The organism is Fodinicola feengrottensis, from assembly GCF_010993775.1.
Classification (GTDB): domain Bacteria; phylum Actinomycetota; class Actinomycetes; order Mycobacteriales; family HKI-0501; genus Fodinicola; species Fodinicola feengrottensis.
Genome location: NZ_WOTO01000041.1, coordinates 1 through 22,721 on the forward strand (window position 1 = coordinate 1; position 22,721 = coordinate 22,721).

Consider the following 22,721-nt stretch of genomic DNA (forward strand, 5'->3'; position numbering starts at 1 on the left):
GGTGAGCCTGCTCGGTGCTCGGAGCCGGACCGCCGGCCTCGCCCGGGCGCTGCTGTGTCAGCTCGCTGTGCTGCACGCGCCGGACGACCTGATGATCGCCGTCGAGATGTCCGACGGCGGCGACTGGGAATGGGCGAAATGGCTGCCGCACACGATCGAACCGGACGCGGCCGGCGAGTCGGGCGTGCTTCCGCTGGTACGGGTCGACACCGCTGACCTCGCGGGCTTCCTGGAACGTGAGGTGCACGCGAGACAGGAGCAGCTGTCGTTGCAGCGGACACAGATCACCTTCGAGCGTGACCAGGCGCCGCGGCCGCGGCATCTGGTGGTGGTGCTGTTCACCGGCTTCCAGCCGGTGTCCGAGTGGGGCCGGTCGCAGCTGTTCCGCAGCCTGCTGCAGACGGCCGGGCCGACGTACGGGCTGACCGCGATCTTCCTGGCGAGCCGCGAAGCGGACGAGCCGAGCCGGGTCGACCTGCGGATCCGGCTGGGCGAGGACGCCGGGCCGCGCTGGAAGGCCGTACGGAGCTGGTCTCGGCCGCCGTGGACGGTTGCGTTGCCGACACCATGGAGCCGCAGGTGGCGGACCTGATCGCCCGCCAGCTCGCACCGCTTCGGCTGATCGACGAGAGCGATCAGATGCTGACCAAGGACGTGTCACTGACGGACATGCTGTTCGAAGGCGACCCGCTCGCGATCGATCCCGCGACGCTCTGGGTACGCCCCGACAGCAGCCGGCTGCTGCGAGTGCCGATCGGAACGGACAGCGACGGCGGGACGGTCCTGCTCGACCTCAAGGAGGCGGCTCAGGGCGGGTCCGGACCGCATGGCCTGATCGTCGGCGCGACCGGCTCCGGCAAGAGCGAGTTGCTGCGGACGCTGGTGACTGGTCTCTCGCTCACCCATTCGCCGGAGACGCTGAGCTTCGTGCTGATCGACTTCAAGGGCGGCGCCGCGTTCGCGCCGCTGGCCGGGCTGCCGCACGTCGCCGGGCTGATCCCAACCTGGTCGATGACCAGGCGATGATCAGCCGGGTGCACGCCGCCCTGCTCGGCGAGCAGCAGCGGCGCCAGCAGATGCTGCGCGACGCCGGCGACGTGGACTCGATCCGTGAATACCAGACCCGGCGCGCGCGCGGCCGGCGCGACCAAGCCGGACGGTACGCAGCTGGAGCCGATGCCGTATTTGATGATCATCGTCGACGAGTTCAGCGAGCTGCTGTCCGGCCGCCCGGAGCTGGTCGACCTGTTCGTCCAGATCGGTCGGGTCGGGCGCAGCCTCGGCATGCATCTGCTGATGGCGACGCAGCGGCTGGAGGAAGGCCGGCTGCGCGGGCTGGACTCGCACCTGTCGTACCGGATCTGCCTGCGGACGTTCTCGGCGAGCGAGAGCCGCGCGGTGATTGGTACGACCGACGCCTACCAGTTGCCGTCGATCCCGGGCTCGGCCTACCTCAAGGTTGGCGAGTCGGTGTACCTGCGGCTGCTGGGTGGCGCACGTGTCGGCGGCGTACTTGACCAGCGCGCAGCGGACCGAGGCGGCTGGTCCGATCCGCACGCTGGTGCCGTTCGAGGTCGGGCCGCTGCCGGACAGCGCGGTAGGGCCCGCCGAGGCGGAGCCAGCCGAGCAGGAGACGACCGAGCGGAGCGGCCCGACCGAGCTGCAGGTCCTGGTCCAGCAGATGAAGCCGCTGGCCGCGCCGGCGCACCAGGTCTGGCTGCCGCCGCTGCCACCGGTCGTCCCGCTCGACCTGCTGCTGGGTGCGCCCGGCGTACGCCCCGCCCGCGGGATGTGCGCGCCGGAATGGGCCGGCGGCGACCTGATGGTGCCAGTGGGCGTGCTGGACCGGCCGCTGCAGCAGGACCAGCAGCTGCTGATGGTGAATTTCGGCGGTACGCAAAGCAATCTCGCGCTGGTCGGCGCACCACAGACCGGCCGAAGCACGCTGCTGCGCACCATGATGCTGTCCGCGATGCTCACGCACACTCCGGACGAGATGCAGTTCTACTGCCTCGACTTCGGTGGCGGCACGCTCTACCCGTACGCGGACGTGCCCCACGTGGGCAACGTGGCCGGCCGCAGTGACGACGAGCTGGTCCGGCGCACGCTGAGCGAGATCCATTCGCTGATCGGCGAGCGGGAGCGGCTGTTCCGGTCGATGGGGGTGGACTCGGTCGCCGAGTTCCGGGCCCGGCGGGCCGCTGGCCGGCTGCCGGCGGGCACTCGTACGGCCGACGTGTTCCTGCTCATCGACAACTGGGGCGCGTTGCGTGGCACGGTGGAGGAGGCCGACGCGCTGGTGACCGAGATCGCCGCCCGCGGCCTCGGCGTCGGCGTCCACCTGGTGCTGACCGCCAGCCGGTGGATGGAGATCCGGCCGGCGCTGCGGGACTCGATTGGTACCCGCATCGAGCTGCGGCTGAATGACCCGACCGACTCCGAGATCAACCGCAGGCTGGCCACCGCCATCCCGGCCGGCACCCCCGGTCGCGGTCTGGCCGCACCGGGCCTGTACTTCCATCTCGCGCTGCCGCGGATGGACGGCGCCGAGTCGACCGAAGGTCTGCGCGAAGCCCAACTGGAGATCCTCGACCAGATCGGCCAGGCCTGGCGGGGTGCCGCCGCGCCGCCGATTCGGCTGCTGCCGGCCCGGATCGACCTGCCCGACGTGCTGGCGCTGCCGGCCCCGATCGACCAACGCCGGCGCATCCGTCGGCGTACCAACGGGCATCCCTATTGGCATTGCGCAGCGTGACCTCGGCCAGGTCGAGGTGGACCTCGCGACCGACGAGTCGCATCTGCTGGTCTTCGGTGACAGCGGTTCGGGCAAGACCTCGTTCCTGCGTACGTGGATCTCGGCGATGGTCAGCCGCCGGTCGGGCTGGGAGGTCCGGTTCGTGGTCGCCGACTATCGCCGCAGCCTGCTCGGGCAGGTGCCGGACGAGCATCTCGGCGCGTACGCGGCGGACTCCGAGGCGCTCAAGGTCTACGTCGAGCAGGTCAGCGCGAAGCTGCGCGAGCGGCTGCCGCCGTCCACCATCACGCCCCGCGAGCTCGCCGCCCGGACCTGGTGGGAGGGCCCGGACATCTACCTGGTCGTCGACGACTACGACCTGGTCGGCGGCGGACCGCAGAGTCCGCTGCGGCCGTTCGTGGAGTTCCTGCCGCATGCCCGGGACATCGGCTTCCACATCGTGCTCGCCCGCCGGGTCGCCGGCTCGTCCCGCACGCTGATGACCGACCTGCTGGTGGCCCGGATGCAGGAGATGGGCAGTGCCGGCCTGGTGTTGAGCGGCGACCGGCGCGAAGGCGTGCTGGTCGGCGACCAGCGGGCGGCCGTACGACCGCCGGGTCGCGGCGTGCTGGTCACCCGGCGGGCGCCCACCGAGCTCATCCAGGTGGCGTTCACCGAGGACCTGATGACCAGCGGAGCCGCACGGTGACTCCCACGGCACGTACCAACCAGAAGAAGGAGCGAGCATGACCCAGTTCAACGTCACGCCGGAGTACGTGACGACCGCCGCCGCGGACTGTGACACGACTGCCCAGGACGTACAGACCCAGCTCGGCCTCTTGCGGACCTACGTCGAAGGTCTTGGCGCGACCTGGCTGGGTGTCAGCGCGGTGCAGTTCGCCGAGATGATGACCAACTTCCAGGTCTACTCGATCGCGCTGCACGACGCGCTGGTCGACATCGGCCAGGGCCTGCGCGGCAACTACGTCAACTACGTCAACAGCGAGGCGGACAACCTTCACAACCTCGTCGCCATCGACGGAAACATCGTCTCGACGCCGAACGGCGCGGCGAACCAGCCGACCGCGTACGTGCCGCCCGCCAACCTGTGATCCGCGCGAACCCGTACGGGAGGAACCACCATGCCTGACATCGAATCGAGCAACCTGCAGGTGCCGGCCGAGCTCGCCGAGGCCGGCACCCACATCCGTACCATCTCCGGCAACCTGGCCAGCGAGCTGGACACCCTGCACAAGAAGCTGGCCCGCGCGCGCGGAGAGCTGGAAAGGCGACGCCTACCAGTACTTCACCGGCCTGCAGCAGGAGTGGAACCTCGCCTCGCTCGGCCTGTGGGGCGACGGTACGCAGGGCAACACGGGGCTGCTGCCGTTCATCGCGCACGCGCTGGACGTGTCGTACGAGAACTACACGAACGCCGAGCATTCCAACGCGCAGACCTGGCGGCGCTGACCCGTGTTGGACAGGCGCAGCAGAATCACCGTGATCGGCGACGAGAAGCGCGTCGACCTCGCGCTTCCCAGCCAGACGCCGATCGGGGAGTACGTGGCCGACCTCGCCGGCCTCTGCGGCCAGCGCGGTGGCGCGGTCATGCCGCCGGCCTGGTCGCTCGCGCCGGCCGGCGGCGAGCCGTGGTCGATCGAGCTGTCGCTCGCCGAGGCGGGAGTCGCCGACGGGCAGGTGCTCTACCTGCGCGACAGCGCCCAGGACCCGGGCATGACACCGGTCGTCGAGGACATCGAGGAACTGGTCGCGCAGGAGTCGAAGGAGCGCCGTACGACCACCGGCCACCGAGGGGTGTTGGTCGTCTGGCTGGGCGCGGCCTGGATCACCCTCGCGGCCGCGGTCCTGGGTTTGCGACCGCCAGGTGGTGGCCTCGTCGCCGCCATCGGGCTCGTCCTGGTCGCCATCGTGATGCTCTCGCTCGCGTGGGCGCTGAACCAGCGGCGGACGCGGCTGCCGGCCACCGCCTGCCTCGCGATCTCGCTGTGCGCGGTGCCGTGTCTCGCGGCGGCCGGCGGAGTGGTCGGCACGATGTTCGGCACCGCCCCGGGTGGACAGCTTTTCTGGTGTGGTGTCGTGGTCGGCGCGAATGTCGGGATGGCGATGGCCCTCGGGGCCACCCCGGGACCGGCCGTGCTCGCCGCCGAGGTGCCGTTCGCGGTGGCCGGCGCCGTCGCGGTGGTGCTGGCGGTCCTTGGCGCCAACGGTACGCAGACCGCGGCCGCTGCCGCGGTGGCCGCGTTGGCGATGGTGGTGGCGGCGGCGCGACCGCTCGCCGGCCTGGTCGCCGCCTGGAGCGCGCGGATGCCGAAGGACGCCGCCGGCGTGGCTCCGGCGACCACCCAGCTGATGCGGCACGCCGAGCAGCTTTTGACGCTGATCCTGGTGTTCCCCGCGGTGGCGTTGGTCGCCGCGCTGCCGGCGCTCGCGCTGTCCGGGGAACCCGTGGGCGCTGGGCCTGGCCGCGGCCGGCGGCCTCGCTCTGGTCGCCCGGGCCCGCCAGGTCGGGTTCGCGAGCGAGGTGGTGCCGGTGGGTGCGGCCGGCGCGGTCGGCCTGTTCGCCGTGGTGGGCACCAGCGCGTACCGGTATCTCAACATGGACGCGGCAGTCTGGACGTTGGTCCTGGTCGGCGGCCTGGTGGTCGGTGCCGGCGTGACGGTCGCGGTGCTCTACCGCCCGCCGCGCGAGGACGAGCAGGCCTCCTTCGGGCAGGTGCTCGACACCCGCGACCGCGGCCGGTTCGTGGAGGTCATCGGGATGGTCTGCCTGATCGTCTCGGCGGCGCTCGCGATGGGGGTCTTCGGCGTGTTCGACGACATGGTCGCGATGGGTCGAGGCATCGTCGGATGACTACCGCCGGGGCGTTGCCCGCAGCCTTCGCCCCGGCCCGACCACTAGCCGTCGGCGAGCTTGGACAGATCGGCGGCGAGCGGGCGGACCATCTGCTCCGCGACACCGCGGACGTTCTCCAGCGCGTTCTGCATCGCCTGCGCGATCTGGCGCTCCAGCCGCCGCAGGTTGTCCAGGTCCACCGCGTTCGGCGCGATCCGCACCGAGCGGATCTCGCCGGCCGGCGTCATCGTCACCTGCACGGCGCCGCCTTCGCACACGCCGACGATCTCGCGCTGGGCCATCCGCTCGCCGGCCGCCCGTACCTGGGCGGTGATCTCCTGCGCCTGCCGGAGGAAGTCGGTCAGTTCGTCATCGGTCGCCATCGTGTTCTCCCGTTCGCTGTCTCGTACCACCTCGCAGACGGTCGCCGAGGCGTGGTGGTTCACCGGGGACATCTGAAAGTCCTCCGGACGGGGTGCCAGCGGCGTCCTCCGTTTTGGGTTCTGTGGCAGCACAAGTCATCGCTGCGATGGTGGCTTTGCGGTGCGTCTGTTCGGCGTACGGGGAGCAAGCGAGCGGAAGGCGGCCGGTGAGCGACGACTATCCGGATCCCGGGAAGCTGGACGATCTCGCGAGGCAGTGGGACGCGATGGCGGGCGACCTGGAGACGCTCGCCCGCGCCGTCGAGGAGTCGCTGAAAGGCCGGGACTGGAGCGGGCAGGCCTACCGGTACGCGGCCGAGGTCAGCGTCTTGGTCGGCCAGCAGGTCTTCCTGGCGGCGAACCATTCCCGGGATGTCGCAGACCAAATCCGGGCCTATGCCGAGCAGGTCCGCAAGATCATTGCCCAGGCGCTCAAGAACATGATCATCAACCTGGTCACGTCCATCCTGGGTTTCGCCCTGATGTTCGTTCCGCTGGACGGCATCATGACGGCGTTGACCAACCTGATCGCCTCGCTGCTGACCAAGATCATCCCCAAGATCTCCGAGCTGGTGGCGCCGTTCCTCAGCGGCGTCACCGTCGGTGTGGTCACTGGTGCCGGGGTCTGGGCGCTCGGTGAGGGCATCGGCGCCGGCGCCACCGGTCAGCCGTTCACCGTCAACCCGGTGGACCTCGCTCTCGCGCTCGGCCTTGGTGTTCTTCCTGCTCTGCTGCACGGTGCCAGTGGCCTGGTGGGTCGCCCCTTCAAGCCGGGCGGTGGCGGTCCCAACCCCGACGCGGCGCAGGGCCACGCCGGCGCACCACGTCCTGGCGGCGGTGCAAAAAACCCACCGGCGGAAAGGACGGGCAGTCGTCCAACGGCCCAGCGGGCGAACACGCAGGCGTCACCGGCGTGAAGTCCGCGCCGCCGGCCGAGCACGGCAGTGCGAACCCAGGCAGCGTCGTCAAATACACCGGGACCACGAACCACGGCCCCTCGGGTCCGGCGTCCGGGCGACCGGGATCTGTCCAGCCGAAGGCACCGGCCACGGACAAGGGCAACGAGCAGGGCAACGGCGTACGAGCGACGCCTGGCGGCGGCCGCGGGCCGGCCAACCAGATCCCCAACCCACGGAACGAACAACCGCAGACCGGCGGAAGGGGAGCGACTGGGGGTGGCCGCAGGCCCGGCCAGGTGAACCCGAACCGGCTGGATCCCAACCGCGACCTGGCCGGTCCGTCGGTGCCCAAAGGCGGCCGTGCCACCTCCGGGCATCTGGACGAATCAGCGGTGGGCGATGCCGGGAAAGGCAAGCTCTCGGCGCACGGCGATGCGCCGGAGGCGTCTGCGCGGGCGAACCCGAACCGCGCCGGCGAGGGTAGTCAGAAGGTCGGACAGGACCTTGGCGCTTCGAGCAAGGCCGGCACTCCCGTACCGATGCGACCCCAGCCTGACGGGCACGCCCAGCAGCAGCAGTCCCCGCCACGAACGCAACCACACGGCACCGACCTGGACCAGGCCAACCTAGGCGGCAACCCGCCGCGGGGCACCGGGACTGCCAGCCACGGCTCGACGCCGCCGTCGAACCGCGCTGGTGCCAACGACGACGGGAACCTGGCGCGTCCGAAGACCTCTGGACTCGATGCACCTCAGCCGGGGATGAAGCAATCCGGTGGCAACGAAACGCTCCAGCCGAAGGGGCAGCCGGGTGGCAACGAGACTGTGGTTTCGCCGAAGGGCCAGGGCACACTGCCACGAAACGAGAACATGCTTCCGCCGGCGAAAAAGGCGCCGGCCGGCCCGCATGGTCCCGACGATGCTGCCGCGTCCTCGGCCGCACCTCCTCGCCGCGCCTCACTGGATACGGCTCCTGCCAACAAAGCCGCGGCTGATCCGCACGGCCAGCCGCCCGGCGCCAAGCCCGGCGCAGACGTACGCGATGCGCCGGAGGCCAACGCGGCCCAGCCGCCGGTGCATGAAGGCAAACCCGCTGGCAGTGCTGGGCAGCGGCCAGACCGGTCTGATGTTCAGCAGAAGGTCGCCCAGGGGTTGGATCGGCGGATTCCGCCTCGTCCGAGTGGGGCAGGTGAGCGTGCCGCCGCCGGCGGCGACGCTGGTGAGTCGGCGACTGTCCAGCACGGGACCGGGCACGAGCCGACGCCACCACCGCGTGCGACTGGACCGGATCCGTTGGAGACGGGCCGAAAGCCACGCACGATGGCCGCGATCGAGGGGCATTTCGGTCGGGCGGACGGGCCGCGGGATGGCGTCTTCCAGTACGACGCCAAGACCGGCACGTTCGTACGACAGGACCCCGCCGAGGCGGCCTCCAAGCTGCCGAAGTCTTGGGAGCGCGGTAGTTGGCGCTTGGATGGCAAGCCAGTGCACGAGTCTGGTCCGGTCAGGGCCGAGAGGTCCGAGAGCGGTCAATCGAACTGGGTGGGTGATGGTCGTCGTTTGGACGGCAAACCCGCGGAGTCACCTGAGCCGGTGACGGCTGGAGGGGCGAAGGCTGAGCCGGCCGGTGGGTCGTCGGGTAAGTCGAACTGGGTTGGTGATGGTCATCGTCTGGATGGCAAGCCGGCGGAGTCGCCCGCGCCGGTTAAGGCCCAGGGGTCCGAGAGCGGTCAATCGAACTGGGTGGGTGATGGTCGTCGTTTGGACGGCAAACCCGCGGAGTCACCTGAGCCGGTGACGGCTGGAGGGGCGAAGGCTGAGCCGGCCGGTGGGTCGTCGGGTAAGTCGAACTGGGTTGGTGATGGTCATCGTCTGGATGGCAAGCCGGCGGAGTCGCCCGCGCCGGTTAAGGCCCAGGGGTCCGAGAGCGGTCAATCGAACTGGGTTGGTGGTGGTCATCGTCTGGACGGCAAGCCGGTGCAGGCGTCTCCGTCCGCCAAGTCCAAGCTTCTTCGGCGGGCGATGGGGAAAACCACTCCGCGTCGTCGGCAGGCGAGCGCGGTACGGCCAAGGGGCCGGGCCGGGCCGGCGATGGCGAGCCCGGTGCCGGGTCCAAGGTCCTGGTGGAGGTACGGCGCCCGGACGGATCGTCGACCTGGTTCGAGGTGACCCGGGAGCCCGGCAACCCAGGCGCAGGCGGCACGCACCAGAGCCCGGGCGGCACTACGGGCGCCGCGCGCGGCGATTCCGGTGGGGCAGCCCTGAAGTTCAAGCGTCCGGATGGCAGTTGGGGGACGGTCGAGGGCGAGCCGGGCGCGGCTGGGTCGGGTTTGAAGTTCAAGCGTCCGGACGGCAGTTGGGGGACGGCCGAGGGTGAGCCTGGTGCGGCTGGGTCGGGCCTGAGGTTCAAGCGTCCCGACGGGAGTTGGGGCACGGTCGAAGGTGAGCCGGGCGCGGCTGGGTCGGGTTTGAAGTTCAAGCGTCCGGACGGCAGCTGGGGCACGGTCGACGGTGAAGCTGGTGCGGGTGGGTCGGGCCTGAAGTTCAAGCGCCCCGACGGCACCTGGGGCACGGTCGAGGGCGAGGGTCGTTCAGGCGGCGCATCTGTACGCGATGGCGACCGCGGCACGGCGACGAAGAACGGCGGCAGCAGTACGCAGACCGTGACCGACCAGCGGTCCGGGAAGGGTGCCGCTGCCAAGACAACACCCCAGGTCAAGATCCGCGAGATCCCACCAAGCGAGGTGTCCGCGGCTCTGAAGAACGTCGCCGAGGTGCGGGCGACCGCCAAGGCCGAGGTGGCTACGCGTACGGACACGGCAACCGCCACGCGTACGGACACGGCGACCGCTACGCGGACCGGGACCGGCACTCGTACCGGAACGTCGACCGCGGCCGACGGCAAAAGTGCGCCGACGCCGGCACGTCTGGACGGTTCGGCCAAGGCAGACGTTGGCCAGACAGTGGACCAGACAACGAGCCAGCAGCCGGCGGGCGGTAGCACCGTTGGCGCCACCTCAGCCGGCACGAAGAGCACTGCCGGGTCGACTGCCGCGCGACCTCCCGCCGCGCGAGAGACGCCTTCGGCGCCCGCCGTACGAGCCGCTCCGCCACAACCGCCTCGGCAGCCCGTACGAAGTGGCCCCCATGAGCGTGCGGCGGAAGCGTTGAAGGTGGCGCATGCGAAGCAGGATGCGGCGGAGGTGGTGGCTAAGGCGGCTGCGAAGGCTGAGGTGAGGGCTAAGCAGGAGGCCGCCGACAAGGAGTGGGCTGAGTCTGGTCGGGCTCGGCAGCCCGTACGAAGTGGCCCCCATGAGCGTGCGGCGGAAGCGTTGAAGGTGGCGCATGCGAAGCAGGATGCGGCGGAGGTGGCGGCTAAGGCGGCTGCGAAGGCCGAGGTGAGGGCGAAGCAGGAGGTCGCCGACAAGGAGTGGGCGGAGTCCGGCCGGCGCCGGGTCCCGGTGTCTGGTGATCCGCGTGAGCGTGCGGCAGAGGTGTTGAAGCTGGCGCACGCGAAGGAGGATGCGGCGGAGGTGGCGGCTAAGGCGGCTGCGAAGGCTGAGGTCAAGGCGAAGCAGGAGGCCGCGGACAAGAGTGGGTGGAGTCTGGTCGGCGCCGGGTCCCGGTGTCTGGTGGTCCACGGGAGCGTGCGGCGGAAGCGTTGAAGGTGGCGCACGCGAAGCAGGATGCGGCGGAGGTGGCGGCTAAGGCAGCTGCGAAGGCCGAGGTGAGGGCTAAGCAGGAGGCCGCCGACAAAGAGTGGGTCGAGTCCGGCCGGCGCCGGGTCCCGGGGCCTGATCCGCGGCAGCATTCCGCTGACCAGACCTGGGCGGCTCACCTCAAGGCGGCCCGAGAAGAAGCCGAGGCTCAGCGGCGGCTGAACGAACAGTACGCGGCGAACGCGGCCAAGAACGATGCGAATTGGGCAAAGCGGGATGCGGAACGAGCCGCCCGCGACCGGGTTCCGGCGGAGTCGCTGCCTGCCGGAGTCAAGGTCCGCGACGGCGGCGACACGCTCGTGCTCTACCGCGGCAAGGAGCCGGTGGCGTTCGTGCCGAGAGGCCAGTCGCCGAGCAACGGAGTCCTGGTTTTCGTGGACCCGTCGATGGCTCAGCCAGGGACGGACTGGCTCGCGCAGGTCCAGCAGGCGTTGCACGCCATTCCGGTGCATCGCCGGCAAAATGTGATCGTCCAGTTCCTCGGAAAACATCCGCCGATCACTCCCGCACGCGCGCAGGAGATCGCGAACCAGGTCTTCGCCGACCTGCCCGAGCAGACCCGGTCGGCGCGGCTGATCTTCGCGACGCCGGCGTTGACCGGGCGGCCGGGGCGTACGGAGCTGCTGGTGCCGATCAAGCTCGGCCTGACGGCGACCTTGCCGGAATGGGCCGATGCGTACGCGATCCATCCGACCACCCGGCCGGTGCCGTCACAGGACCCCAAGCCAGCGTCGATGCGTGCCGCCGACTCGGCGGAAGCCGAGTACTTCGGCTCGATGCCGCAGGAGCTGTCGACGCACATCGACGGCAAGGTCATCCTGCTCTTTCGTGGCCCGCGCCCCACCCAGCCGGTCAAACCGCGTACCAGCCTGACGATCGTCGTCGACGAGTCGGTGGTGAAGCCGGAGCTGGTGGCGGCGGCGATCAGCCAGCTACGGCCGGAAGCGCAGCTGGGGCTAAGAGTCGAGGTCGGCGGCGACATGCAGCCCGTCACCCCGGCGCGTGCGAACGAGATCGCGGACCAGTTGCTCGCCGACACCGACGCCGCCGTGCTCTTCCCCCGGACCGTGCTGAAGGCGCCGCCGCCGTTGGACGCATCCCATGTCCCGGTCGACACCGCCGGCAATCCGACGTTTGCCCCCATCGCGAGCGGCTTCCTGTTCGCTCGCACCGATCATCCGGCGCCGGCCGCCGCCCCGTACGGCCTGAAGAACGGTCCGGAGCCGGGTACGTTCTCCTCGCCGAACGGCTTGCGATGGCGCGCGACCGGCGACGGCGAGATCTCGGTCGGCCGGACATTGGCGCCGAGCGGGCCCGCGATGGACCGGCCCGGCACGATCGTCGTCGGCAAGCCCGGTAACGTGTTGTCCGCCGCGGAACGGGACGAGATCACCCGCGTCGAGAAGCTGATTCGCGCGACCGGCCACCCGGTCCGCATGCTCCAGGTCGGACGTGTCACGACCGCCCAGGAGCAGGCGGAGCTCAAGCTGCTCCAGGACGCTTTGCCGGGATATACGGTGGTCCCGGCGTCGGCCGGCTTCGCGATAGCGCCGGCGGGCGCCGTCGCGGATCCTGGGGTGGCCGGGCGGCTGGCGCCGAACATGCGGGTGCTGTTCGTCAATCCCGCCGGCGCCAACCTGGACCAGGTCACGTCGCAGGTGGTGGCCGCGATCGCGGCTTTGCCAGCGAACATGCGGAAACAAATCGCGATCCAGCCAGTTTCCGGGTTGGTCGGGCCCTGGCGGGCAATCCAGTCCGTCGCCGACCGGCTGGGCGGCACGCCGATCATCATGCCGCGTGGTCAGGCGGCTGGCTTGCCACCCGCGGACGCGAACGTGGTTCCCATGGTGTGGACCAAGGACGGCCCCATCCGTACGGTGACGCCGGCCGCCGACCACTTCCGGGTGTACGCGCGCGGAACCACCCCGCTCGAGCCGCTGCCGGCCGGTCTCGTGGAAAACCTGCCTGGCTCGTACGGGATCGACTTGCCTGGCCTGGAAAACGTGAGTCTCGACGCCACCAAGGACGTGCTGCGGATCTACCCGCGCGGCACCGAGCCGCTGGTGCCGATCGGTCCGAAGCCGCCGGGGTTGGTGTCCGTCGAGATCACCGGCCCGGTCGATCTGGCGCAGCTGTACGACCTGCTCGAAAACCTCAGCGCGGGCCAGCTGCTCGACGTCACGCTCGACGGCCACTGGGGTGGCCTGAACGCGCAGGAGAACGCCGCGATCAAGCGGAGCCTGCCGGCCGGATACACCGCGCACCGGGTGCCGGCGGGTCACGTCATCTCGCGGGACACCGACCAGTTGCCGGACGCGATCGGCGACGTGTTGGGTCTCTCGCCGCGGCCGCGGGCCACGCTCATCGCGCTGGCTCCTGGCGTACCAGTTGGCCTGATCCTGGCTTCGTTGCCGTCGTCGATTCGCGATCGGGCCGTCATCCACCGCGCGGGCGAGCCTTCGCTGCCGGTCGCGTGGGCACCGGCGTACCTGCGGAAACAGCAGTCCAAAGAGCCATCCCGAGCGCCGGTGGACGCGCCGCGGCGGACGGCCGTCAAGCTGGCCGTCATCCGGGCGGCAGTCGCGCAGATGCGTTCCGAACCGCTGGTCACGTCGATGCCGACCGTCGCGCCGGCGGCGGCCGCGCGGGCGGTCCAGCTCGCGAACCTCGGGCATCACGCGGCCGCCGCCGACCAGCTCGCCACGGCCTACCTGGAGGCCGCCGACGTCAGTCAGCACGAGATGTTGCGGGAGCTCGGAGTCGCCGCGCCGCCGCCGGTACGCCTCGGTGGCGGCGACGGGGCGAGCCCGCGGCACCACGCCAACACCGCGGTCATGGCGGCCGTCCGGCTGACGTTCGCCGGTGAGCTGGGGGGCAGGCCCGCCTGGAAATCCAGCGGAACCGGAGCGTGCTCACCGGCCGGGAACAGTCCGACTGGCTGCTCTGGCTCCGGGAACTCGCGACCGCGCGGCCCGACCGTAGCCAGGACGTCGGCGAACTGGTGAAGGAATTGATGACGTGCTAGTCCAGATGGGGGAGTTCAGATGACCGGGCCCGGTGTCGAGGTGGTGATCTGCCCGGACGGGCGGGTCATCCCGGTTGGTCCGGGGGTCTACCTGAACGACCGCCCGGCAGCTGAGCCGATAGACCAGAAGGCGCTGGTGGCCGCGATCGCGGCCACGCCGCCGGCCGACACCTTCCTGGTGCACCTGGCCGCCGGTGCGGAGCATTCGGCGATGGTGGCGGACTATGTCGCGGGGCTGCCCACCGGTACGTTCGAGCGGCTTGCCCTCAAGCCGGCCGGCGCGGTGCTTGACCCGGTCGACGTACGGGCGTTGGAAAATCTCAGCGACCTTCACAAGTCAGCGCTCGACCTGCCGGTGCTGGGGGCCCTCGCGCAGTCCGCCCGAGCGGTGCCGATCGACCCGCAGGGCCGCCAGACAAGCTGGCAGCAGGCGGTGGCGGTGCGGCTGCTGACTCGTACGCAGGCGGCTGCGCGCGCCTTGCTGCACGCGGCCGTCCAAGCCGTTTCGGACGGGCATCGGCCGAGCCTGTCGCAATGGGCGGCCCAGGTGGCCGAGGTCCGCGACCAGCACCGGGTCACGCCCGGCAGCGCGCGGCCGTCGACGGTGGCCGCGGTCGAAGCGGTGGCCGCCCGGATCGCGCTTGACGGCCTCCCGGCCGGGCTCGATCCAGCCGAGCTGCTGCTTCCGGCGATGCCTGCGTCGCCCGCGCGGCTGCTGCTGCCAAGCTCGGGCTGGCCACCGCCGAGGTCGATGTCGACCAGCTCAGGCGCGAGATGCTGGACCAGCCTGGCTCGGCGGCGCTGGTGTCGTACCAGCCGGCTTCATCGGACACGACGGCGTACGCGTGTGTTGGTGTCCGGCGACCTCGGCGACAAGGACGAGCCCCGCCTGTTGGTGCTCGACCTGTCCACCCACGCGGCGCCGGTCGCGGTCGAGCCAGGTGCGGGTCTGGAGCTGTTCCGCGGTGCGCGAACCGCGCTGGTCATCCCCGACCGTACGACCACCATGCAGACCCCGCCGCCGCTGCGCCGGGTGGACGCCGGTCTTGGCCTCGATCCCGCGGTGACGCGGTTGCGGAATCTGGTCGACCTGAAAATCGCCCAGGGCGAGCACTTCGTCGAGATCCTCGAGGCGCTGGCTGGCCGGTCCTTCGTCAAGGAGTCACTGCTCACCCGGCTGCGGGTGGATTACCAGCGGCACGAGGTACGGGCCGCGGTGCGGCTGCTGGCCGAGGTCGCGGACGACCTGCGTGGCGAGATTTCCGCGGTTTCCCCGGAACACGGTGACCAGATCCTGCACCGGCTCGGGGACCTGTCCCGGGTGCTGGACACCGCCGGCCACCAGATCAGTGGCCTGGTCGAGGAAAGGGGACTGCGCGGCTATCTCGCGACTCGGGACAACAAGACCCGCGATCGAGTGCAGAAGGCGATTGGTGCGGTCGGCGACGCGTTGAACGCCGCCGCGCCGCTTTTCCTACCGACTGGAGCTTCGTTCGCGCCGCCGTTGCTGGAATTCGGCACCAAACTCGTCAGCAACGTCGTGCTCCGGGAATTCGAGGACTGGCAGGCGAAGGTCTATCTGCGCGAACACGGCGTCGGTGAGGCGCTGCTGGCTCATGACGACAACCCGCTGCTGATGGCCGAGGCGCTGATCAAACACCAGTCCGACGGTGTCGAGCTGCTGATTTCCGCGGCCGGCATCGGTGGCGCGAACGTGCCGGGTTGGCCGATCATCTCGTCCGCGATCACCAAGGTTTTGACCGGATACCTGAACGAACGACTCAAGCTCGCGCTGGCGGGGCACGGTCTCGCCGCCGCCGAGCCGGTGCAGCGGTCGGGCCTGTGGCGGCAGATCGTGGATCGGGTCTGGCCGGAGATCGTGGCGAAGATCAAGAGTCCGAGTACGGCCAAGGAAGTCATCAACGCCATTCGCGGCGACGCTGACGTGATCGCGCTTGCCAACATCGGCTCGGACATCGCGGTCGAAGCCGCGCTCGCCGTCCTTCTTGCCGTGATGCCACCAAAACCGGCGCAGCGGGTGACCGGCGAGATGTTGCGCGCGTCGGTCCTGGCCGCGGTTGGCAACGGTATCGCGAGTGGGCGTACGCCGACGCCGGTCGAAGCGAGGTCGCTGCCGGACGAGACGGTTCCGGTCGAGGTCGCCGGAATCGACCGCTTTGGCCGTCCGATTCGGCGCTATCGAGCCGGCGGGTCCAGCCCCAGCCGCGCTCACGTCACGGTCGAGTTCAATGGCACCGAAATCTGGGGATTCCTCGACCGGCGGACCCGGGAGTTCACCCCGGACTATCCGCACGAGTCGGCTTTCGTGGATTCGCAGGTGTGGCGCAACCGGATCGTCGGGCCGGACTATTACCTTCAGCTGCCCGAAGACGGCCAAGCCGGAGCTCCAGAGGACCGGGTGAAGGTGACTGGCAGCTGGTATCAGCCGTGGCCCGACCGGTTCCATTTCCTGTTCGTACGCGACGACGACGGCACGTGGGAATTGGCGCATGCTGGCGCTCCCACGACGCAGATGAACAGCGACGTGCACAACATGCACAAGATCTTCCAGGAAAACCCGGACTGGCTGCGGAAGTTCGTTTGGACGCCACCTGTCGTGCTTACCGTCGACCACGACGCGGGACAGGTCGCACCGCGGGTCAGCGCCTGGTCGCGGCGCCAGTTCGCGTACGGGATGGCGCACCAGACAATTGCCGCTCATCAGCGTCATTTCACCCTTCAGGTGCCGGTCGAAGGCGGCGGGAACGGTCGCCGCAACTTCGTGAAGAAGGCCTGGGACCGGCTCGGGAACCCGTCGACGGACCGGGCTGCCGCGTCCGGCCAGCGTCGCGCGGAAGCTGTCCGCGACCAGCAGAAGACCCTGGTGATCGAGGAGATCCAGCGGATCAAGGCCGAGCGCGGCCTGACCGACGACCAGGTGCCGTCCACTGTGGACGACTTGTTTGTGGTAAGCAACCGCGGAAAAGCGCGTGGCGCGACGTATTCCGGCAGTGACCGGGCACAGCTTCGCCGACAGACGTACGTCCGAATCGTCAACCCGTACGCCGAAGCGGACAAGAAACTGCGATCCGTGGTCGAGGAGACCGCACCGAATGTCGAGGCCTGCCTGGACTTCGTCCAGAAGTTCGCCGGAAAGGCGTTTCCAGCCGGAGTCCGCCAGGGAACGCGGACCGCGGTTGACGATTTTGGCGTTGCCGCCGGCCACCTCCTTCCGCATGTGCCGGACCGCGATTTCGCGCGTATCGACTCCTGGGACGCCGTACGTGAGCGGCTCATCGACGCGCCGCCGGGAACGGTCGCGATCGTCCTCGCCGGCCGACCGAACAACAACATCGGCCACGCGCTCGCGGTGTGGTACGACGGCGAAAAGCACATCTACGCCCACTTCACCCAGAATTCCGGCGTACGAGTCTTCACTGATTCCAGTCGGCTGATTCCCGATATCGATCTGCGCGGACTTTTCGTGGCAGCGAGCGGAAAAATGCTGGCCACGCGGCCCATGCGCGAGTCCGAGTCGCTTCCGCGCGCCCTGGTCGACGCGTCGATACCAGACAAGAACGGCGTCCAGTGGGGCCTCGATTTCCAGGACGTGGTGCCGGGCGAGGAGGACGAGGTCTACGTCGAACTGTTCGACCCGACCACGTTCGACCAACACCGGCTCGACATGGGCGGCACGAACGGGTACGCGTTCTTCGCCCATAAGGAGCTCATCGGCCAGGGCAACGGCTTCAAGGTCGTGATTGACCACGGACGGGACCCAGCTTTTCCCGATCGCTATGTCAACATCGCCGAATTCGTTACCCAACTGGGCTCTGGCCTGTCTCCCGAGAGCAGGTGCGCGCCGCCAAGAACCACGCCATCGAGGCGTTGCTTGCCGTCCCGGACGGTACGGTCATGCCGCTGAACCAGGTGCTGGCGGCTGCCGGCGTCCAGGTCATCGGGTTGGGCCAACGCCTTTCCGTCCGCGGCGGTGACCTGCAAGGTGTCATCTACCGGCAATGGACACCGGACCTGCGGCCCGACCTGCTCGCCGGTGTCCTTCGCTGGGTCGCCGCCGACCCGACGGCTGACAGCCCGGCGCATCGGCTGCTGAGCGCTGGGATCAGGATGGGCGAACAGGTACGCGCCGAGTTCGTCAGGTTCACCCAAGGACGGGCGATCGGGACGGACCAGCGGGCGCTGGAAGGCGTTGTCGCGCTGCTTTATCCGTATCTGATGCTGCGCATTTACGACAAGGTCCATTCATCGATGGACAGCGACGCCGGCACCACCGTCAAGGAATATCTCGCCCTCGGCTCCCGGCGTGACTTCGTCGAAAACCGAGCCGCGCTGACTGACCGACGTCGTCCAGGACTTCCTGGTTCACAACGGCGAGCGGATCCGGGAGATCATCAATGCCGAGACCCGGAGTTCCCAGGCGGACGTCCTCGCTGCCGTGGCCGACCAGCCCTGGATGTTCGACGCTGTCAACGGACTGTTCGTCGACCGCGAGAACGTGGACCTGCTGAACAATTTGCTGTTCGGCGATCGACTGCCAGACGGTCGGCCGGTCCGCCGAGTCCCCACCCTGGTGGGAGGCGCTCAGCTGCGCGACCAGTTGCGCGGATTCACGCCCGAGATCCGCGAGATGAGTTCCTCGTGGGGAAACCTTGGACAGCTTGACCGGGTTTCCGATGGCCTCACCGCGTTCCTGCGGCAGAATGCCGGGCCCTATCGAATGTCCGCGGACGAAGCGGCCGCCCTGAACGACAGCAACAGCGCGGTGCTGGAGAGGTCCGAGGAACTCCTTGTCCGACTCGACGAAGTCGTTGACTCTCCGGCCTCGTACGAGAGCAGGCCGCCGCGAATGCACAGCAGGCGGCATTTCTGCTGACTGTGGCCGCGCGAGACCTCCGTTTCGCGACAGACACGTACAATGCCATTCTTGCCGCATTCGGGCCCGAGAGCCCGGCGATGTTCACCGCGAACCTGAACCTGGAGAAAGCGCGCTGGAACAGCGGATTTGCCGCTGACACCCAACAGCTCGCGAACGACAGACTGGCGGCCTTCAGCCAGCAATTCGTGGGGTCCGGTCGTCGCTGGGAAGGTGACGGCACCGGACCGGTTCAGAGCGGCGGCGTACTTCCCACGGCGGTGGGATTCCCGGCCGGAGTGGATCTGGACGAGTTGTTGTCGGACGTACCCGTTCGCAAGGTACGCGGCGGTCCTGTCGACTTCGAGGTCTCTTCGCGGGTCACCGGGATGCCGGCGCGCGTCAAGGAGTCCTATCAGGTGGCGGGGCGGGCCGAGGATCTGGAAAACGGTCCGGACGAGCTGACTCGGATCTGGTTCGAGGATCAGCCGGTGGATGGCCTGATCGGCTACACCGAGCGGATCGCGCCGCTTCCCGACGGCCGGCAGCTGAAGAACCGGGAGCTGCGGCTGTACCTGAGTCCGCTTGACGCAGCTGCCGAAACACTGAAGAGCCAGGTCCAAGACCGGACCGTGGCCGAGATCGCCGCCCAGTGGAACAAAGGATTCGAGGTTGACGATGGTCTGCGGCGTTTCCAGCTGACCTTCGTGGAGAATCCCGCCGTTGCGGATTTCGTGGTCGAGCTGACCAGCGATCCGGCGGCGCGTGCTTCCCAGACGTTGTGGCCGCTGCAGGCGGGCGTACGAGTGTGGGCCCACGAGGTCGGTCATTTTTGGGGATTGCGCGACGAAACCGGTCGATATCAGCTCGCGAGGCGGCACGCGGACGACTCGGTGATGGGAGCATCGGCGACCGACCCGAACCGGCCTGGCCGGACGGTTTACCAGCGGCACCTGGATGCCATCGAGAAAATCGGCGCGGACCCGTCCATGACCGTCGTCGCCGGCTCTCATAACAGCATCGACTCGACTTTCTCCGCGGCCGATCTCAGCCCGCAGGTCCATGCGGCGTACGCGAAGGCGGCGGCGTCTCTCGAGGCAGCGGTCCACAAATCAAAGCCGATCGATGCAACCCGTGACGATATTTGTCTCACGTTCCTTCAGGACGTCGGTGCTGACGCGTTTCCCAGTGGCATTCGCGCGGCGGCGCCATCGGACGACGCGGATCTGGGCACTGGTCGTGTCTTTTCCACGGTTTCGGACCGGTCGTTCTCGCTGACCGAGTCTTGGGACGCCGTTCTGGACCGAGTGCTCGCGGCCGGCCCGGGCGCGGCCGGGTTCGTGCTGGCCGGCCGGCCAGGCACCATCGGGCACGGCGTCGTCGTGTGGTTCGACGGTGTCACGCCGAAGTACGGGCATGTGACGGCGTCGGGCGAGCTGCGGATCCTGGCGGGTTCGGCGGAGTTGCCCGCTGGTGTTGACCTGCGGACAGCGGTGGTTTCTCGCGGGGGCGTTATCCGTCCGCATCGGAGTTTGATGGAGTCAGGTTCTGTCCCACGCGCTCTGGTCGACGCTTCTTCGACCGACGAGAACGGTGTCAGATACGGCATGCTCGGGGAGGAAATCGAGCCCGCCATCGAGGTCTTTGACAAGGATCATCCGGATGAGATCTTCGATCCGAAGGAGCTCATCGGCACCGCGTACGTCGGAGATCTCGAAATCTATCGGATCGAAGTCGATCACGCGGCCTCGAATGAGACCAGGACCGTGGACGGAGTCCGGACGACAGCCAGACGTCAGTTCAACCTGCCCGAGTTCGTCACGGTGAAGATGGCGATTCTTCCGGGTGAGTCCGGACCGAGGCCAGCCGACGTACGCGGGAAGAAGAATGAGGCGATCCGCCTGCTGCGTTCGGTTCCGGTCGGTGCCGTCGTCCCGCTGAGCCAAGTGCTCCCTGAGGCGACCACCGGTCTGCGTTGTCGGCCCTGGGCAAGCGACTGTGGGGGCGCGCGGTGGCGCGCACACCCGGGATCTCCACGTTCAGTGGACCATGGGTGTTCCGCCGCGTCGCCTGAGCGCGCTACTGAAATGGGTCGCGGCCAACCCGTACCATCCGCAGACGAGGTCGGCGCAGTTGCTACGCGCCGGGATTCGGGTGGGCGAGATTGTCCGGGCAGCATACGTCGAGTCCAGCCGCGGGCGGGCGTTGGCGCGAGACCAACAGGCGCTGGAGGGCGTCGTCGCCCTGCTTTATCCTTATCTGACCGCGGGTTTTCAGGTGCTAGCGGCATCGGATTCGTTCCACGTCATCAAGAACTTGTTCGCGGTGGCGTCCCGGGTCGACTTCGTCGGAAATCGTGCCACGCTGTCGGAGGACGTTCACAGATTCCTGGAGCGCAACGGCGACCGAATCCGGGAAGCCATCAGGGATGAGGTCACCCGGACCGCTCACCCCGACCTGATCCAGACGGCCAGACCTTGGATTGTTCGACGAGGCCACCGCAACGATTGACGTGTTCCTTGAGCACGCCGCTGCTCCGGACCATCCAGCGCGGGAACGTCAGGCGAGCGTGGTGAACAACCTGCTGTTCGGTTCGCGCATGCCGGACGGAACGCCGATTCGACGGGTCCCGATGAGCGAGTACGGGATAAGCACCAACTTCCGGGAAGCCGACCACTATCCGGAGGACTTGCTCGTCATTGAGATCCGGGAGTTCCTCCACTCGCTGCTCTCGGATGTGAGTCAGGTCGACCGGATAACCGATCAGTTCGCGGCGAGCCTCGCGGCGAGCCTCGCGGCGACGCCTCGTACGCTGCCGATGTCCGACGGCGAAGCGGCCGGTCTCATCCTTCGCAACCTCGAGGCGGTTGAGAGCACCAGGCAAAAGACCAGCCAGCTTGTCCAGAGTTTGTCGGCCGCGGCCGAGAATGGGGTGTCGCGAGGCGAAGTCGAGGCCCTGGTCACGGCGGTGACGAACAACGCGCAGGAGGCGGCGGCGGACCTGCGATATGCCTCCGGGGCGTACGACGCCATCTCGGCCGCGTTGCCTGAGAGTCCTGGTCGGATAGCCGACGCTCTGACCAATGTCGAGAGCGCGCGCGAAGTCGCCCAGATCGCGCACGCTTTGCAAGCGCGGACCGCCGAGGTGACGCCGCGCCTGTCGGCGGGACAGATTCTCAGCCGGGCTTTGGAAATTGCCCAGGACCGGGTCAATTCACCGGCGGCCCGGCTGCGTGCACTGGTGGGCGCGATCGAGGCGCCGCCAGCCGCTGACTTGACCGAGGCGTTGGCTGACTGTCTTCCTCGGGCGTACGCGGCGTTTGTCGCCTATTACGGTCGGGCCGGGAACCGGGCCGACGTGGAACTGGCGGCGGATCCGGCGAAGCTGCGAGTCGCCGATCTGGAACATCTGCTGGAGATCCTCCCGCAGGGCGACGCGCGGCACCGCGCCGACAGTTCGTTCGAGCCCTTGGAAGACGTGCCGAAGCTGACCCACTGGCTGCACGCCTTCGCTGGCACGATGGCGCTTTTTTGCGGCTGCCGGCCGGTAACGGCGGATACGGCCATGTGTTCTGGCTGTGGTCAGAACCGACCGAGGCGGGCACCATCCTGCGGTGGATCGACACGCAGGAACCGGGTCTGCTCGACCGGGAGGCGTTCGCGCATCCCACCGATGTTCGCGCGGCGGCGATTTCCCAGCCAGGTGTGACTGTGGTGCGCTTCGGCGCGGACGGGAAACCGGTTCGGTCGGGCCAGCCGGTGGCACCCTCGCGGACCGTGGACGCGTTGACGCTCGCCAGTGATGTCTCGTCCCAGCCGCGTGGAATTCCGCTGAGCAGAATCGTCCGGCCCGACCGGCTCGTCTACGGCACCGGCTCGGCGGATCTCGCCGGGGCCACGCGTCTTCGTACCGACCTTCGTACGGTGTTCCTCACCGGCGACAAGCGGACCGATCGCAAGATGGTGGCAGCGGGCATTGAAGTCGCCGTCCCGGCTGCCGGTCCGGGTGGTGGCCGCCTCGCCGACGACCAGCGGCCTGCTCGACTCGCTGCGGGAGTGGGTCGGCAAGGCGACCGTGCCGGTGTTCGTACCCGGCGTCGGCCAGCGGGTCGCGGCGGCTCGGGACGACCTCGCCGCACAGTGGGCGGACGGACTCCCCGGTGACTGGGAGCTGGTTGGCGGCGCCGAACCGGCCG

General features: G+C 69.0%; 17 protein-coding genes and 3 pseudogenes. 18 read left to right on the forward strand and 2 right to left on the reverse strand.

Annotated elements, in window-relative coordinates:
• From GNX96_RS31685 to GNX96_RS65330, 7 genes and pseudogenes are all read left to right on the forward strand, one after another.
• Positions 1 to 592: pseudogene (locus GNX96_RS31685) on the forward strand (hypothetical protein); the annotation flags it as partial.
• Complete coding sequence (locus GNX96_RS31690; protein WP_279582029.1) at positions 580 to 1,026, forward strand: FtsK/SpoIIIE domain-containing protein; 447 nt, start codon at positions 580 to 582, stop codon at positions 1,024 to 1,026. The pseudogene GNX96_RS31685 and the gene GNX96_RS31690, both read left to right, overlap by 13 nt.
• A gap of 162 nt (positions 1,027 to 1,188) precedes the next feature.
• Positions 1,189 to 1,254 (forward strand): annotated as a pseudogene (locus GNX96_RS56825) (hypothetical protein); the annotation flags it as partial.
• 307 nt (positions 1,255 to 1,561) lie between these two features.
• Positions 1,562 to 2,755 carry a type VII secretion protein EccCb gene (eccCb, locus tag GNX96_RS31700; RefSeq protein ID WP_279582030.1) on the forward strand — a complete coding sequence of 398 codons (1,194 nt, stop codon included), beginning with the start codon at positions 1,562 to 1,564 and terminating at the stop codon, positions 2,753 to 2,755.
• 16 nt (positions 2,756 to 2,771) lie between these two features.
• Positions 2,772 to 3,443, forward strand: a complete 672-nt coding sequence (locus GNX96_RS31705; RefSeq protein WP_163571673.1) for an FtsK/SpoIIIE domain-containing protein — start codon at positions 2,772 to 2,774, stop codon at positions 3,441 to 3,443.
• A gap of 37 nt (positions 3,444 to 3,480) precedes the next feature.
• Positions 3,481 to 3,846 (forward strand): WXG100 family type VII secretion target, encoded by a 366-nt coding sequence (locus GNX96_RS31710; RefSeq protein WP_163571674.1) that lies wholly within the window; start codon positions 3,481 to 3,483, stop codon positions 3,844 to 3,846.
• Positions 3,847 to 4,234: 388 nt separating this feature from the next.
• A pseudogene (locus GNX96_RS65330) lies at positions 4,235 to 4,384 on the forward strand (EsaB/YukD family protein); the annotation flags it as partial.
• 53 nt (positions 4,385 to 4,437) lie between these two features.
• Here the strand turns inward: GNX96_RS65330 and GNX96_RS31720 are convergent.
• Entirely contained in the window at positions 4,438 to 5,097 is a 660-nt protein-coding gene (locus GNX96_RS31720) for a hypothetical protein (protein WP_163571675.1), read from the reverse strand.
• A 188-nt stretch (positions 5,098 to 5,285) separates the two neighbouring features.
• Here GNX96_RS31720 and GNX96_RS31725 point away from each other — a divergent pair, with 188 nt between their 5' ends.
• Entirely contained in the window at positions 5,286 to 5,606 is a 321-nt protein-coding gene (locus GNX96_RS31725; RefSeq protein WP_163571676.1) for a hypothetical protein, read from the forward strand.
• Between the two features lie 44 nt (positions 5,607 to 5,650).
• On the opposite strand, the gene GNX96_RS31730 is transcribed toward GNX96_RS31725, so the two are convergent.
• Positions 5,651 to 6,043, reverse strand: coding sequence for a YbaB/EbfC family nucleoid-associated protein (locus GNX96_RS31730; RefSeq protein ID WP_163571677.1), 393 nt, complete (start codon positions 6,041 to 6,043; stop codon positions 5,651 to 5,653).
• Positions 6,044 to 6,177: 134 nt separating this feature from the next.
• Between GNX96_RS31730 and GNX96_RS31735 the strand changes: the two genes are divergently transcribed.
• The 10 genes from GNX96_RS31735 (at position 6,178) to GNX96_RS56835 (ending at position 22,689) form a co-directional block, all read left to right on the forward strand.
• Positions 6,178 to 6,927 (forward strand): WXG100-like domain-containing protein, encoded by a 750-nt coding sequence (locus GNX96_RS31735; RefSeq protein WP_163571678.1) that lies wholly within the window; start codon positions 6,178 to 6,180, stop codon positions 6,925 to 6,927.
• Positions 6,924 to 9,077: a hypothetical protein gene (locus GNX96_RS31740; protein ID WP_163571679.1), complete on the forward strand. Its 2,154-nt coding sequence runs from the start codon at positions 6,924 to 6,926 to the stop codon at positions 9,075 to 9,077. The genes GNX96_RS31735 and GNX96_RS31740 overlap by 4 nt, the downstream gene beginning before the upstream one ends.
• Positions 9,032 to 10,573 carry a hypothetical protein gene (locus tag GNX96_RS31745; protein WP_163571680.1) on the forward strand — a complete coding sequence of 514 codons (1,542 nt, stop codon included), beginning with the start codon at positions 9,032 to 9,034 and terminating at the stop codon, positions 10,571 to 10,573. The genes GNX96_RS31740 and GNX96_RS31745 overlap by 46 nt, the downstream gene beginning before the upstream one ends.
• Before the next feature lie 2 nt (positions 10,574 to 10,575).
• Positions 10,576 to 13,632, forward strand: coding sequence for a hypothetical protein (locus GNX96_RS31750; protein WP_279582032.1), 3,057 nt, complete (start codon positions 10,576 to 10,578; stop codon positions 13,630 to 13,632).
• 39 nt (positions 13,633 to 13,671) lie between these two features.
• On the forward strand, positions 13,672 to 17,577 hold the full coding sequence (locus GNX96_RS31755; protein ID WP_163571682.1) for a hypothetical protein: 3,906 nt from the start codon (positions 13,672 to 13,674) through the stop codon (positions 17,575 to 17,577).
• Positions 17,508 to 18,335, forward strand: a complete 828-nt coding sequence (locus GNX96_RS31760; protein WP_163571683.1) for a hypothetical protein — start codon at positions 17,508 to 17,510, stop codon at positions 18,333 to 18,335. The genes GNX96_RS31755 and GNX96_RS31760 overlap by 70 nt, the downstream gene beginning before the upstream one ends.
• Positions 18,301 to 18,546, forward strand: a complete 246-nt coding sequence (locus GNX96_RS31765) for a hypothetical protein (protein ID WP_163571684.1) — start codon at positions 18,301 to 18,303, stop codon at positions 18,544 to 18,546. Before GNX96_RS31760 ends, GNX96_RS31765 begins: the two co-directional genes overlap by 35 nt.
• 80 nt (positions 18,547 to 18,626) lie before the next feature.
• Positions 18,627 to 20,957, forward strand: a complete 2,331-nt coding sequence (locus GNX96_RS31770) for a hypothetical protein (protein WP_163571685.1) — start codon at positions 18,627 to 18,629, stop codon at positions 20,955 to 20,957.
• Positions 20,958 to 21,007: 50 nt separating this feature from the next.
• The gene (locus GNX96_RS31775; RefSeq protein ID WP_163571686.1) at positions 21,008 to 22,234 is read left to right on the forward strand and encodes a hypothetical protein; all 1,227 of its coding nucleotides are present in this window, start codon (positions 21,008 to 21,010) and stop codon (positions 22,232 to 22,234) included.
• 2 nt (positions 22,235 to 22,236) lie between these two features.
• Complete coding sequence (locus GNX96_RS56835) at positions 22,237 to 22,689, forward strand: hypothetical protein (RefSeq protein WP_279582033.1); 453 nt, start codon at positions 22,237 to 22,239, stop codon at positions 22,687 to 22,689.
• The last annotated feature ends 32 nt before the right edge of the window (positions 22,690 to 22,721 follow it).

Coding starts and splice junctions, on each gene's coding strand:
- GNX96_RS31710 (WP_163571674.1), top strand. CDS start 3,481: ATGACCCAGTTCAACGTCACGCCGGAGTACGTGACGACCGCCGCCGCG.
- GNX96_RS31730 (WP_163571677.1), bottom strand. CDS start 6,043: ATGTCCCCGGTGAACCACCACGCCTCGGCGACCGTCTGCGAGGTGGTA.
- GNX96_RS31755 (WP_163571682.1), top strand. CDS start 13,672: ATGACCGGGCCCGGTGTCGAGGTGGTGATCTGCCCGGACGGGCGGGTC.
- GNX96_RS31765 (WP_163571684.1), top strand. CDS start 18,301: ATGAGTTCCTCGTGGGGAAACCTTGGACAGCTTGACCGGGTTTCCGAT.
- GNX96_RS31770 (WP_163571685.1), top strand. CDS start 18,627: ATGTTCACCGCGAACCTGAACCTGGAGAAAGCGCGCTGGAACAGCGGA.